The 12,429-nt window shown below is 64.3% G+C and carries 11 protein-coding genes; 8 read left to right on the top strand and 3 right to left on the bottom strand.

Features of this window, described 5'->3' with window-relative positions; all coding sequences use genetic code 11:
* Positions 1 to 88: 88 nt before the first annotated feature.
* Complete coding sequence (locus tag AC07R1_RS24915; protein WP_495111032.1) at positions 89 to 1,441, top strand: 3-oxoacyl-ACP reductase; 1,353 nt, start codon at positions 89 to 91, stop codon at positions 1,439 to 1,441.
* A gap of 2 nt (positions 1,442 to 1,443) precedes the next feature.
* A complete protein-coding gene (locus AC07R1_RS24910) occupies positions 1,444 to 2,298 on the top strand; it encodes a MaoC family dehydratase (protein WP_495111031.1) in 855 nt (284 codons plus the stop codon).
* 6 nt (positions 2,299 to 2,304) lie between these two features.
* Here AC07R1_RS24910 and AC07R1_RS24905 read toward each other — a convergent pair whose 3' ends face one another.
* Complete coding sequence (locus AC07R1_RS24905; RefSeq protein WP_011059072.1) at positions 2,305 to 2,754, bottom strand: DMT family transporter; 450 nt, start codon at positions 2,752 to 2,754, stop codon at positions 2,305 to 2,307.
* A gap of 416 nt (positions 2,755 to 3,170) precedes the next feature.
* Between AC07R1_RS24905 and AC07R1_RS24900 the strand changes: the two genes are divergently transcribed.
* Complete coding sequence (locus tag AC07R1_RS24900; RefSeq protein ID WP_373939653.1) at positions 3,171 to 4,682, top strand: collagen-like triple helix repeat-containing protein; 1,512 nt, start codon at positions 3,171 to 3,173, stop codon at positions 4,680 to 4,682.
* A gap of 191 nt (positions 4,683 to 4,873) precedes the next feature.
* Positions 4,874 to 6,550 carry a ShlB/FhaC/HecB family hemolysin secretion/activation protein gene (locus AC07R1_RS24895; RefSeq protein WP_072451982.1) on the top strand — a complete coding sequence of 559 codons (1,677 nt, stop codon included), beginning with the start codon at positions 4,874 to 4,876 and terminating at the stop codon, positions 6,548 to 6,550.
* Positions 6,551 to 6,625: 75 nt separating this feature from the next.
* Here the strand turns inward: AC07R1_RS24895 and AC07R1_RS24890 are convergent, their stop codons facing one another.
* Complete coding sequence (locus AC07R1_RS24890; protein WP_011059069.1) at positions 6,626 to 7,036, bottom strand: response regulator; 411 nt, start codon at positions 7,034 to 7,036, stop codon at positions 6,626 to 6,628.
* Between the two features lie 182 nt (positions 7,037 to 7,218).
* On the bottom strand, positions 7,219 to 7,425 hold the full coding sequence (locus tag AC07R1_RS24885) for a Flp family type IVb pilin (RefSeq protein ID WP_065364927.1): 207 nt from the start codon (positions 7,423 to 7,425) through the stop codon (positions 7,219 to 7,221).
* Between the two features lie 327 nt (positions 7,426 to 7,752).
* Between AC07R1_RS24885 and cpaB the strand changes: the two genes are divergently transcribed.
* The 4 genes from cpaB to AC07R1_RS24865 are packed head-to-tail and all read left to right on the top strand — an operon-like array spanning position 7,753 to position 12,416.
* Positions 7,753 to 8,688, top strand: a complete 936-nt coding sequence (cpaB, locus tag AC07R1_RS24880) for a Flp pilus assembly protein CpaB (protein WP_495111030.1) — start codon at positions 7,753 to 7,755, stop codon at positions 8,686 to 8,688.
* Between the two features lie 19 nt (positions 8,689 to 8,707).
* Positions 8,708 to 9,961 carry a type II and III secretion system protein family protein gene (locus AC07R1_RS24875; protein WP_495111029.1) on the top strand — a complete coding sequence of 418 codons (1,254 nt, stop codon included), beginning with the start codon at positions 8,708 to 8,710 and terminating at the stop codon, positions 9,959 to 9,961.
* Positions 9,958 to 11,145: a CpaE/TadZ family protein gene (locus tag AC07R1_RS24870; RefSeq protein WP_015634013.1), complete on the top strand. Its 1,188-nt coding sequence runs from the start codon at positions 9,958 to 9,960 to the stop codon at positions 11,143 to 11,145. The genes AC07R1_RS24875 and AC07R1_RS24870 overlap by 4 nt, the downstream gene beginning before the upstream one ends.
* Positions 11,142 to 12,416 carry a TadA family conjugal transfer-associated ATPase gene (locus tag AC07R1_RS24865; protein ID WP_011059064.1) on the top strand — a complete coding sequence of 425 codons (1,275 nt, stop codon included), beginning with the start codon at positions 11,142 to 11,144 and terminating at the stop codon, positions 12,414 to 12,416. The genes AC07R1_RS24870 and AC07R1_RS24865 overlap by 4 nt, the downstream gene beginning before the upstream one ends.
* The last annotated feature ends 13 nt before the right edge of the window (positions 12,417 to 12,429 follow it).

Genomic DNA, 12,429 nt, shown 5'->3' with positions numbered 1-12,429 from the left:
CCTCCAGCGTAGGAGGGATCTGGCCGATCGAACGACCCAGGGCCATTCATGGTCCACACTTTGAACCCCAACCTTCGGAGTGCGTTCCATGTCTGACCGTTATATCGACTTCGCCAACTCGTCCATCGGCCAGCGCCTGGTCGGGGCTCTTGGCCTGCCGTCGCCGGTACGCCTGGAGCGCTGGCAAGCCGGTCGCCTGCGGCCTATCGAAGGTGCGCTGTTGCTCGGCGGCGGCGCGCTGGCACAACAGGTGGCCACCCTGGCGCCGCGCCTGACCGATGGCATCTACAGCTATGGCGCCGACCCGTCCCTGGCCACCCCCTGGATTCCGGGCCACGGGCCCAGGCTCAAGGCGGTGGTGTTCGACGCCAGCGAGCTGCTGCACACAGACCAGCTCAATCAATTGCGGGAATTCTTCCAGCCACTGCTGAGAAACCTCGAGCCCAACGCCCACCTGGTCATCCTCGGGCGCGCCCCGGAAACCCTTGACGAGCCCTTCGCCGCCAGCGCCCAGCGCGCCCTGGAAGGCTTCAGCCGCTCCCTGGCCAAGGAACTGCGCAACGGCGCTACCCTGCAATTGCTGTACGTGGCAGCCGGAGCGGAAGAACAGCTGGAAGGCGCCTTGCGCTTCTTTCTCTCGCCAAAGAGCGCCTATGTTTCCGGGCAGGTGATCCGCTTGCAGCCCTGCGCGACCCAGGTCCAGGACTGGAGCCGCCCGCTGGCCGGGCGCAAGGCCCTGGTCACCGGCGCCGCCCGCGGCATTGGTGCGGCCATCGCCGAAACCCTGGCCCGGGACGGCGCCCAGGTCCTGCTGCTGGACGTGCCCCAGGCCAAGGCCGATCTGGAAGCCCTGGCGGCCCGTCTCGGCGGCCGCGCCATCTGCCTGGATATCTGCGCCGAAGACGCTCCGGCACAGTTGATCGAGCAACTGCCGGAGGGCATCGACATCCTGGTGCACAACGCCGGCATCACCCGGGACAAGACCCTGGCCAACATGACCCCGGAATACTGGGACGCGGTGCTGGCGGTGAACCTCAATGCGCCCCAGGTGCTGACCCAGGCCCTGCTGGACAGCGCACGCTTGCACGACCATGGCCGGGTGATCCTGCTGGCCTCCATCAGCGGCATCGCCGGCAACCGCGGGCAAACCAACTACGCCGCCAGCAAGGCCGGGCTGATTGGCCTGGCCCAGGCCTGGGCGCCGCTGCTGCACGCCCGGGATATCAGCATCAATGCCGTGGCGCCGGGCTTCATCGAGACCCAGATGACCGCCAAGGTGCCCTTCGCCCTGCGCGAAGCTGGAAGGCGCATGAGTTCCCTGGGCCAGGGCGGCCTGCCCCAGGACGTTGCCGAAGCGGTGGCCTGGCTCGGCCAGCCGGGCAGCGGCGCCGTCAGCGGGCAGGCCCTGCGGGTCTGCGGACAAAGTCTCTTGGGGGCCTGAAAATGACTGCACACTGGCACGAACTGAACCTGCCCGCGTCCCTGCCGCCGCTGTTTCTCAAAGCGGCAATGCGCCGACGGATCAACGGCACGCAGTTACCCGAATACGGCCTGCGCTGCTGGATCAGCCTGGCCCCCGGGCAACTGGCGGGCTACCGCAAGGTCTGCGGCTTTGCCGATAACGGCCTGCTGCCCGCGACCTACCCCCATGTACTGGCGTTTCCCTTGCAGATGCAGCTGCTCACTGCCCGGGACTTTCCATTGCCGCTACTGGGGCTGATTCACCTGGGCAACAGGATTCGTGTGTTGCGCCCCATGGGCAATGTCAGCAGCGTTCGAATCGGGGTCCAGGTGTGCAACCTGCAACCCCACGCCAAAGGCGCAACATTCGACCTGGTGACCACAGTGGACGATTTGCTGGGCCCCCTCTGGGAAGCGCAAAGCCGCATGCTCTGCCGTGGAGTCAAGTTGGCGGGAGAACCTTCCAGCCAACACTTGCCCAACGCCGACAACCTCGGCGAAGTCGCCTGCTGGCGCGCCGAGCGCGATATCGGCCGGCGCTACGCCAGGGTTTCCGGCGACTACAACCCGATCCACCTGAGCGCCTGGAGCGCCCGGCTGTTCGGCTTTCCCCAGGCCATCGCCCATGGCCTGTGGAACAAGGCGCGCACCCTGGCAGCCCTGAGCGAGCATCTGCCAGCAGCGAACATCGAAGTGACGGTGCAGTTCATGAAGCCCGTGCTGCTGCCCGGCGAAGTACGCCTGCTGGCCAGTGCCGGGGGTTCAAGCGGAGAACTGCAGTTGCTGGGCAGCGGCGAGTTGCAGCATATGCTGGGCAACTGGCAGCCCATCGCCTGAGGGGCCTCAGCCCCGGCGGATCAACACCACCCCGACGACGATCAGCAGCAATCCGGCAATCTTGCCGAGGCTGACCGGCGCTTCCCGAAACCCTACCCAGCCAAAGTGGTCCAGCGCCAGAGCCATGCTCAACTGGCCGGCCAGCACCAGCGACATGAACAGCAGGGCGCCGACCCGCGGCCCGGCAAAGGCGGCCGTGGTAATGAAGAACGCCCCCAGCAGGCCGCCGCACCAATGCCACCAGGTCAGGCCCTTGAGGGCACCCAGGGTCGGCATTTCGCGCTGCAGCACCACCAGCACCAGCAGCGCCGCGGTGCCGACGAAAAAAGAGATCAGGGCCGCAGCCAGCACCCCGCCGACCTGCTTGGCCAGTTGACCGTTGATTCCGGCTTGCAGGGCGAGAAAGGCTCCGGCAACAAACGGCAGGCACAGCAGCCACCAGACAGGCGTCAGCATATTGAGCTCCAGAGAGTTTTGGGCGGCGCAGTATAAACCAGGCCACCATCCCATCCCCCTGCCAGCCATTAAACGCCAGCGAAAAAGTGCAAGTACCGCGAGCTCAGCACAAAAACTGCCTATTAATTGTGTATATATAACTTTAGTTGAACGAGCACTTTTCAAGGACACCACAAAACATCAAATCATTGTTTTAAAACAATTCATCACACACTAGGGGCGCCAACCAATACTTTGAGACTAGCTACTTGTAAATCAATTAACCGAACAAAATAAGTCATTAATACCAAGTTCATAATTGTTCAATTTGTTCCCTGCGCCTTTTATGTAGACAACGGACGAAGGTATCTCCAGCGCAAGAACTGGAGAGCTATCGAAAACAACGAACGTTGTAACAGGTGCAAGGAATACCAGCCATGAAAACTCAATTCGGATGGAAAGCGTTAACGGCAATAACCATGATCCTGACCCTCAGCCTGGCAGGCTGCAGCGGCGGTGGTGGCGGTCATAAAAGTGGTGGCAGCAGTTCGCCAGCCAGTGCCAGTGGCGGTGGCGGTGGCGGCACTGGTGGCGGTACCGACGGAGGCACAGGTGGTACCACTTCGACCCTGACCACCAGCTCCCTGGTATCCGACCTGGGCACCACCGTCAGCGGCGTCGGCAATGGCGTGAGTGATCTGGGCAACTCCCTGGCTGCCGTGCCCCTGGTCGGCGGCGTGGTACAAAGCGCTGTCAACACCACCGGCAATGTGGTGGATACCGTAGGCGAAGGCCTGACCAACGGCCTGGGCAAACTGGGCACCGATCCCAAGGCACTGAGCAAGACCACTGCCACCGTCGGCAATGTGGTCGGCGATGTGGGCACCGGGGTCACCGACCTCAGCGGCAAACTGGCCACCACCACCCAGAGCGTTCCGGTGGTCGGCGGCGTGGTGACCAAAGTTGCACCGGTTCTTGGCGGCGTCGGTACCCGGGTCACCATGTTGGGCAATACCCTGAGCACCGTCACCAGCAGCGGCCCTCTGGGCACCCTGACCGATGGTGTGGGCGACAAGGTACTGGTGCCGGTGGTCAGCCTGGCAGAAGGCGTGACCGGCAAGGTCGGCAGCGCCACGGGCCTCGGGGCACCAGTCAAGGGGCTGCTCAAAGGCGTCGCCGATGCCGTCGATGACACCGGCGATAAAGTGACTGACGCCGGCAACGGCAATCCGGTGACCGACCTGCTGGGCAACGCCCTGAGCAACGCCAGCAACGCAGTGGGCACCGCTGGCGGCTACGTCGACAAATCCGCCGGTGGCAGTGGCAGTGGTAGCGGCACAGGTGGCGGTACTGGCCTTGGCGGCACCGGGCTGCTGGAAGTGGTCGGCGGCGCCGTGGCCAACCTGGGCAACGGCCTCAATACCGGCAACACCAACGGCACCGTCAGTGCCGGCGGCACCACCGGGGCTGCAGCCGGGAACCTGATCGCCTCGGTCGGCGGTGCCCTGGGCGGTAGCGGCACACCCAACCTGGTCGTCACCGCACCACTGGCCAGTGTTGGCGTGAACCTGGGCTCGGCATTGAATCCAGTTACCAGTTCGGTCACCGGGCTGACCCAGCAAGTGGGCGCAGCCAGCGGCCTCGGCGGCCCGGTCAGCGGCCTGCTGAGCCAGGTCGGCGGCGCGGTCAGCAACGTAGGCAGCGGTATCGCCGGCAGCACCGGCGGCAATCAGGTGGGCGGCGCTCTGGGTGGCACCCTCGGTGCGCTGGGCAACACCGTGGCTTCGGTCGGTGGCCTGGTCAACGGCGGCACAGCACCCAGTGGCGGCTTGCTCGGTGGCCTTGGCGCCAGCGCCAGTGGCAGTGCCTCTGCCGGTGCGGGCCTCAATGGCGGCCTGGGTGGCGTGCTCGGCGGCCTGACCGGCGCCCTGGGCGGCAACAAGAAATAATTTGCACCTGGCCGATTCGACGGCCTCACCTACAGCGCCTACGCTTGGTTGAGGGCGAGAGATTCCCACGAGTCTCTCGCCTTTTTGTTTATCCAGAGACAAGCATCCAGAGCCAGATCGTGGCCAAGACCCGAGCGGCAACTGGAGCCAGGAACTTTCTACACCGCTGCGGCTCGACCATGGAGTGTCCTATGCGCACGTTGGCCAGTTTGTTGTTAGTTGGATGCTGTACCTCCGTTTACGCCGACTCCCTTCCGCGCTTTCTCAACAGCAATGACAGCATCAACAACCTGCCCCAACCCAACCTGCCGGTGGATGCCTACCGCCCGGCTACCCCGCAACTGCAACTGCCCGAGCAGCCCACTGCGCCGCAAGGCCAGCAGCCGCTGATGATGGGCACCAAGGTCACGGTGCGCCAGGTGCAGATCGAGGGCGGCACGGTCTACCCCCTGGAAGAACTGGCAGCGATCTACCAGCCGCTGATCGGCCACGAGGCCAGCTTCGGCCAATTGATCGAGGCCACGCGCAACATCACCCGGCGCTATCAGAACGACGGCTACCTGCTGTCCTACGCCTTCATGCCACAGCAGAACTTCGACCAGGGCGTGCTGCGGGTGGTGCTGGTGGAAGGCTACATTCGGGACTACCAGCTGCAGGGCGATATAGGCCCGGTATCTGCTTACCTGGACAAACTGGTGAGCAAGCTCAAGGCCGAGCGCCCGCTGACCCGCAAGACCTTCGAACGCTACACCACACTGATGAGCAAGGTTCCCGGGGTCACCCTGCAGGCGGTAGTGCCGCCACCGGGCACTACCGACGGCGCAACCCAACTGGTGGCCGTGGCCAGCCGCAAGGCCATCGCCACCACCCTCAACAGCACCGACGACAACCGCAACGGCCTGCAGGCCCTGGTGGGCATCACCAGCAACTCGCAGACCGCCTGGGGCGAACAGCTCAGCCTCAGCGGGCTGTTCCCGCCGGGCCACGACAAGGAACACTACTACCGCCTGGACTACAGCCAGTTGCTGGGTTCGGAAGGCACGCAACTGAGCCTCTATGGCGCCCGCTACCGCGCCGACCCACGGAGCAACGTGCAGCTGGACAACGGGATCGAGCTGGAGCCCCATCGGGAGAACGACCGCTTTTCCATCGGCGTCAGCCACCCTTTCATCGCCTCGCCCAATGAAATGCTCACCGCCGGCACACGCCTGTATGCGGTAAATGACAAGACCCGTTACCGGGTCAGCAACAGCCCGCTGACCCTGGAAGAAAAAACCGACATCCGCGCCCTGGCGCTTGAGGCGGACTGGAGCAAGTCCGATCCGCGCCAACTGCGGATTCTCAGCGCCGGCCTGTATCGGGGCCTGGACAGCATGGGCGCCGAGACCAACAACAGCCTCTATGATCTGGATTTCTTCCGCCTGCGCCTGGCCGGGGTGCAGAGCGATCGTTTCCTGGACAATTGGCAAGGCGTGCTTTCCGCCGCCTGGTACTGGAGCAACGACAACCTGCCCGACAGCGAGCGGGCGTCCTTTGGCGGGCAGAACTTCGCTCGCGGCTATCCCGATGACCAGGCGACCGGGGACAAGGGCTGGGGCGTGGCCTACGAAGTGAACTACAGTTTCAACCGCGAGGGGCCCTGGGTGCGTGTGCTGCAGCCCTATGTGGTGCTGGACCGCTCCAAGACCTGGTTCAACCAGCTGCCGGTCAGGGGCAGCAGCCTGTCATCCGCCGCGGTCGGTTTGCGTTTCGGTGATGCCAAGCACTACAACATCGCCCTGGAAGCGGCCAAGCCAATGTCCGATGAAGCCCTCGACACCTACAACCGCAAGCCACGCTATACCCTGAGCTTCAGCTATCAACTTTGAGCATCCGGATGACTGAGACCCGCTTTCGAGCGGGTCTTTTTTTTGCCGCCAGGACAGCACCGGCCAACCCTGGGGTCAGGGGCCAACGATATGCAGCCGGGGTTCGGGAAACAGATTGTTGAGGGTTTCCAGCAGGCGCACGTGGTAGATCGGCTTGCGAAACAGGTCCAGGACCTGCAGCCGCAGCAGGTCGCTGACGTCATCCATGTCGGCATGCCCCGACATGACGATCACCGGCAGGTGCTGGCGCGCGGTGTGCTCGCGCAGGCGCTTGATCAGCGACAGGCCGCTTTCCTCGGGCATGCGCAGGTCAGTGATTACCAGGGCGATATCCGGATGCCGGGTGAGGTGGTCCAGGGCAAGTTTCACCGAGGTGGCAGTGAAGCAGCAGAAACCCTCGCCTTCGAGCAGTTCGGCAAGCTCCAGCAATGCATCCTCTTCGTCATCGACCAGAAGAAGTTGCTGACGTGAGGATGGGGAAGTCATGGACGGTACCCTGGTGTGAACTTCATGCAAGTAGGTGAGCGCAGCCAAGGCACAGCAGGCCGGGCGGAACCCAACCACCGGCAGGCCTTTGGTTAGGCAAACCGCAGGCCTGCACGAGACCCGGATGGCTGGAAGGTCGGGCGATCACAGCCCAGCGGCTGCTCAGCTGGGCCCCTCCATGCTCAAGGGGTAGGGCGGGTGACGGTGGCGCCTCCGAGGTTAGTCAGGATGTTGTTGAAAATGGCCAGAACACGATCACCCAGGGGGGTGACGAACGCCACGACCACAACGGCCACCATGGCCACGACAATGGCGTACTCGATGGCGGATGCGCCTTCGGTGCGGTCAAAAAACTGGCGCGCCCTGAGCAACAAGTATTGGAAAATCATCCTAGCTCTCCTTGCGCCGCAAGGCGCCGTTGGAACAGCACCGGGCAAATTCCCCGGTGCCACCTGAGCATTGTCAACAAAGACCGGCCCAGCAACTGTAAGAACTGATTAGTCAGTAAGTATTAATTGGAAGGTAGGCGCCAAAAAACCTGCCCATGTGGACAGACTCATCCCTTTGTTAGCTATTTTTGGATGAGTTAATGGCATTTCATCCTAGCTCTACTACCTTCACATAGCGAAATAGTTGCATGTTCATAGCTGCCTGATTGCGAAATTAACTCGTTTGGAATCACGGGCTGGTAGTGCAGCAGGAAAGGGAGAGCCTTCATGAACAGTCGCCTCACCATGGGTCTGGCCGGACTTCTTCTGGTAGGTGCGGTGTTTTTCGGTTACTGGGGCCTGGTTCTCAGTCGTAAACCCGAACCAGCACCACCGGTTCAACCCGTGGCGCCCAGTGTCGTCGAACCAGCCACCACCAGCGCAGAAGACCAGACCCGCCAACCGGTGGTCGTGCTGGTGCGCGATGTGCCGCCCTTCGTGCCCCTCGCCGCCGACGATCTGGCGCTGGAAAAACTGCGTACCGCGCCGGCCGGCAGCCTCAGCGCCATCAGCCAGGCGGTGGGCCGTACACCCTGGCGGCAGTTGAATGCCGGCACCTGGCTCAATGAGCAGAGCTTCAGTACCGGCGGCGCCCTGGCGCGGATGATTCACAGCGACGAACGAGCCCTGGCGGTCGCGGTCGACGAGGTGATCGGCGCCGCCGGGCAACTGAGCCCGGGGGACTATGTCGATGTCGTGCTGTTCCTGCGCCAGGACACCAGCAACCCGCAGCAGTCGGCACAGATCGCCGTGCCCGCCATGCGCGTGCTGGCTGTGGGCGAACAGCTGGGCCTGGCCAATGACGGGCAGCCCGCCTCCCCCGGGTTGAGCAACGAAGAAAAGCTCAAGCAGGACCAGCGCCGGCTGAATGTGCGCACGGTGGTCCTGGCCGTCCCCGAACAGCTCTTGAGCCGGCTGATGCTCGCCACTCAGGTCGGAGTGCTGCGCCTGGCCGTGCGCAGCAGCGAGGAACAGCGCCTGGCCCATTACTGGGCCGGCAACGAAGAAGCCCGCGAGCACCTCGATGCCGCCAACAGCAACCTGTTCCAGTTCACCCAACTTGCCCTGGGCAGCGCCCCGCGCGCACCGGCCGCCCAAGGTGGCGCCGCACGGTCGGCGGTGGAAGTGATCCGGGGCAACCAAGTCACTCAACAAACTCCCTGATTGAGCAAGGATGCACTACATGCGCAGTCGTTCCATGCCACTGTTCTCCGCACTGCTGACCCTGAGCCTTGGCCCGCTGCTCTGCACCCAGGCCCTGGCTGCGGCGGTGGCAGGCTGTTCGAGCCTGGCACCGTTGCCCGCAATGCTGGAGATCGGCGAAGGCTTGCAGCAGGAGCTGCAATCTGCGGTGGCCATCACCCGCCTGGCGGTGGGCGACCCCAAGATCGCGGACGTCCAGACCACCGGCAACAAAGCCTTCCTGCTCACCGGCATGGCGCCCGGCGCCACCAGCCTGATGGTCTGGACCGCCTGCGCCAGTACCCCACGCCAGAGCATGGTGTTTGTCCAGGGCCGGGCCACCGCCGACATGAGCACCGGCCGCCTGCCGGCCAGTGACGATCCACTGCTGCCCAGCCAGGTGCAGACCGACATCCGCTTTGTCGAAGTCAGCCGCACCAAGCTCAAGGAGGCCAGCGTTTCGATCTTCGGCCGCGGGCACAACTTCCTGTTCGGCGCGCCCGGCACCGCCCCCGTTACCAGTGGCACCTCCGGCAGCGTGACCCCCACCTTCGGCGGCCGCCGGACCAACATCCCGCTGGACAACGGCACCTTCAACATCGGCTTCGGCAACGGTCGGGTGCTGACCCTGATCAACGCCCTGGAAGGCAGCGGCTTCGCCTACACCCTCGCCCGCCCGTCCCTGGTGGCCCTCAGCGGCCAGAGCGCAAGCTTCCTGGCCGGGGGCGAAATCCCCATCCCGGTGCCCAGCACCGGCAGCAACAGCGTGACCATCGAATACAAGGAGTTCGGTATCCGCCTGACCCTCACGCCCACTATCGTCGACCGCGGGCGTATCTCCCTTAAGGTTGCCCCGGAGGTCAGCGAACTGGACTACAGCAACGCCGTGACCATTGCCGGGACCCAAGTCCCGGCGCTGACCATACGCCGCACCGATACCAGCATTTCCCTGGCCGACGGCGAAAGCTTCGTCATCAGCGGCCTGATCAGCACCAACAACAGCTCTCAAGTGAACAAGTTTCCAGGGCTGGGGGACATTCCGGTGCTCGGTGCCTTCTTTCGCGACACCACGATCAATCGCGAAGAGCGTGAACTGCTGATGGTAGTGACCCCGCACCTGGTCCAGCCCCTGGCCGCGGACGCCAAGCTGCCGGCCCTGCCCGGCGAACGGCTGCGCAACTACGACCCAAACTTCTACCGCATGTTCTTCCTCGAGAACGGCAACTTCGACAAGCGCAGCGGGTTGTCGCAATGAACCAGGACCTGAGCCAGACGTTTCTCGCCATCACCCGCAACAGCACCGACCTGGAGTGGCTGCAAGGCGCCCTGGCGCCCCTGGGCCAGGTCGTGGGTGCCGATGGCAGTCTCGACGAACTGCTGGCACTGGTGGATGTGACCTTCGCCAACCTGGTGTTCGTCGGCCTCGATCGCGAACACGTGGTGGCCCAGGCGGCCCTGATCGAAGGCGCCCTGGAGGCCAAGCCGATGCTGGCGATCGTCGCCCTCGGTGATGGCATGGACAACCAGCTGGTGCTCAATGCCATGCGCGCCGGCGCCCGCGACTTTGTCGCCTACGGCTCGCGCTCCAGTGAAGTGGCCGGGCTGGTCCGGCGTCTGAGCAAACGCCTGCCGGCAGTGACACCCAACACGCAACTGGGCGGCCTGACCGTGCTCTATGGCGCCCAGGGCGATGGCGACGGCGCCCTCCTGGCCAGCCACCTGGCGCTGGTGGTGCAAAAGAGCGGCCAGCAGACCCTGCTGCTGGACCTGGGCCTGCCCCGGGGCGACAGCCTGGCGCTGCTGGGCCTGGAAAGCTCGTTCCACTTCGGCGACGCCCTGCGCCACCTGCGGCGCCTGGATGCCACGCTGATCGACAGCGCCTTCACCAGCGCCGAGGCGGGCCTGCGGATCCTCGCCTACGCCAGCCACGACGCGCCTCTGGAGCACACCAGCGCGGCGGAGCTGTACATGCTCCTCAGTGCCTTGCGCCAGCACTTCCAGCACATTGTGGTGAACCTTGTCGGCCAGCCGGACAGCGAGGCCCTGCGTACCTTCGTCAGCCATTGCGACAAGCTGCTGTGGTGCACCGACCAGAACGTGCTCGACTGCCGGCGCAACCTGGCCATACTCAATCACTGGCGTGAAAAAGGCATGAAACTCGAGCATGCGCGCTTGCTGGTCGACCGCTACCTGCGCACCGTGGCACCGGATTCCGAAACCCTGGGCAAGACCTTCGGCCTGGAGGTGATCGCGGTGCTGGCCTACAGCCCCGAGGTGCGACTGAACGCCAAGAACCAGGGCGTTACCCTGTTCGAACTGGCCCCGCGCGAGGCCCTGACCCAAAGCCTGCGTACCCTGGGCGAGCGGCTGGCGAAACGCTCCCAGGGCCTGCCCAAGCCCAAGGCCGGCTGGCTCAATCGCATCATGGGGGGCAGATGAGCGGCGAAAAACTCTTTGGCGCCCCACCCCGCGCAGGCGCCGGCAACAGCGACCACGAAGGCCTGAAGCTGGTGCTGCATCGCTACATCATCGATGCCATCGAAGAGTCGGGGAAAAACCTGCTGGAAAGCTCCCGGCAGAACCTCTCGCAATTCGTCACCGACAAGGTGGCGGAGTACATCGCGCGCATGCACCTGGCGATCTCGCGCTATGAAATGGAGCGGCTGGCCGAAGAGATCGTCGACGAGCTGACCGGCTTCGGCCCCCTGGAAGTGCTGTTGCGCGATCCGGCGGTGACCGAGATCCTGGTGAACGGCCCGCATCGGGTGTTCGTCGAACGTGAAGGCGTGCTGCACCAGAGCGACCTGCGCTTCATCGACGCCCACCATGTGGAGCGGGTGATGCAGCGGATTCTCGCGCCCCTGGGCCGACGCCTCGACGAGTCCTCGCCGATGGTCGATGCGCGCCTGCCGGACGGCAGCCGGGTCAACGCGATCATCCCGCCCATCGCCCTGGACGGGCCCTGCCTGTCGATTCGAAAGTTTCGCAAGGACATGCTCAAGAGCAGCGACCTGATTGCCATGCAGACCATCGACCTGGCGATCTTCGAATTCATCCAGGAAGCGGTGGGCAAGCGCTGCAACATCCTGATCAGCGGCGGCACCGGCACCGGCAAGACCACCCTGCTGAACATCCTCAGCCAGTTGATCAACCCCCATGAACGGCTGGTCACCATCGAGGACGTGGCCGAACTGCAGTTGGGCCACCCCCACGTGGTCCGCCTGGAAACCCGCCCGCCCAATGCCGAGGGGCACGGCGAGGTGAAGGCCAGCGACCTGATCCGCAACGCCCTGCGGATGCGTCCGGACCGGATCATCCTCGGCGAGATCCGTGGTGTGGAAGTACTGGACGTGCTGACCGCAATGAACACCGGCCACGACGGCTCCATGAGCACCGTGCACGCCAACAACGCCCAGGATGCCCTGCTGCGCCTGGAAACCCTGGTGGGCCTGACCGGCCGCCAGATCGCCGAGCGCACCCTGCGGCAGATGATCTGTGCCGCCCTGGATGTGGTGATCCAGTTGACCCGGATGCCCGATGGCCGGCGTTGCGTCAGCGAAGTCGTGGAAGTGGTGGGCATACGTGACGACATCTACGTCACCAATACCCTGTTCCGCCTGGATCGTCGTACCGGCTTCGGCTTCCTGCGCGAGGCGATGAACCCTGCGGGTGACAAACTGCGCCGCGAAAGCGGGCTGGGCGTCAATTGAACCGGCGAGGTGG

The organism is Pseudomonas sp. GW821-FHT07F01, from assembly GCF_059418825.1.
Note: the sequence above shows the minus strand (reverse complement) of the source record. Positions and strands in the feature narration are given on the sequence as shown.

Bases quoted from the DNA above. Each gene is read 5' to 3' on its own strand.
- AC07R1_RS24910 (WP_495111031.1), top strand. From the start codon at position 1,444: ATGACTGCACACTGGCACGAACTGAACCTGCCCGCGTCCCTGCCGCCG.
- AC07R1_RS24870 (WP_015634013.1), top strand. From the start codon at position 9,958: ATGAACCAGGACCTGAGCCAGACGTTTCTCGCCATCACCCGCAACAGC.
- AC07R1_RS24905 (WP_011059072.1), bottom strand. From the start codon at position 2,754: ATGCTGACGCCTGTCTGGTGGCTGCTGTGCCTGCCGTTTGTTGCCGGA.
- AC07R1_RS24875 (WP_495111029.1), top strand. From the start codon at position 8,708: ATGCGCAGTCGTTCCATGCCACTGTTCTCCGCACTGCTGACCCTGAGC.
- AC07R1_RS24895 (WP_072451982.1), top strand. From the start codon at position 4,874: ATGCGCACGTTGGCCAGTTTGTTGTTAGTTGGATGCTGTACCTCCGTT.
- cpaB (WP_495111030.1), top strand. From the start codon at position 7,753: ATGAACAGTCGCCTCACCATGGGTCTGGCCGGACTTCTTCTGGTAGGT.
- AC07R1_RS24915 (WP_495111032.1), top strand. From the start codon at position 89: ATGTCTGACCGTTATATCGACTTCGCCAACTCGTCCATCGGCCAGCGC.
- AC07R1_RS24890 (WP_011059069.1), bottom strand. From the start codon at position 7,036: ATGACTTCCCCATCCTCACGTCAGCAACTTCTTCTGGTCGATGACGAA.
- AC07R1_RS24900 (WP_373939653.1), top strand. From the start codon at position 3,171: ATGAAAACTCAATTCGGATGGAAAGCGTTAACGGCAATAACCATGATC.
- AC07R1_RS24885 (WP_065364927.1), bottom strand. From the start codon at position 7,425: ATGATTTTCCAATACTTGTTGCTCAGGGCGCGCCAGTTTTTTGACCGC.
- AC07R1_RS24865 (WP_011059064.1), top strand. From the start codon at position 11,142: ATGAGCGGCGAAAAACTCTTTGGCGCCCCACCCCGCGCAGGCGCCGGC.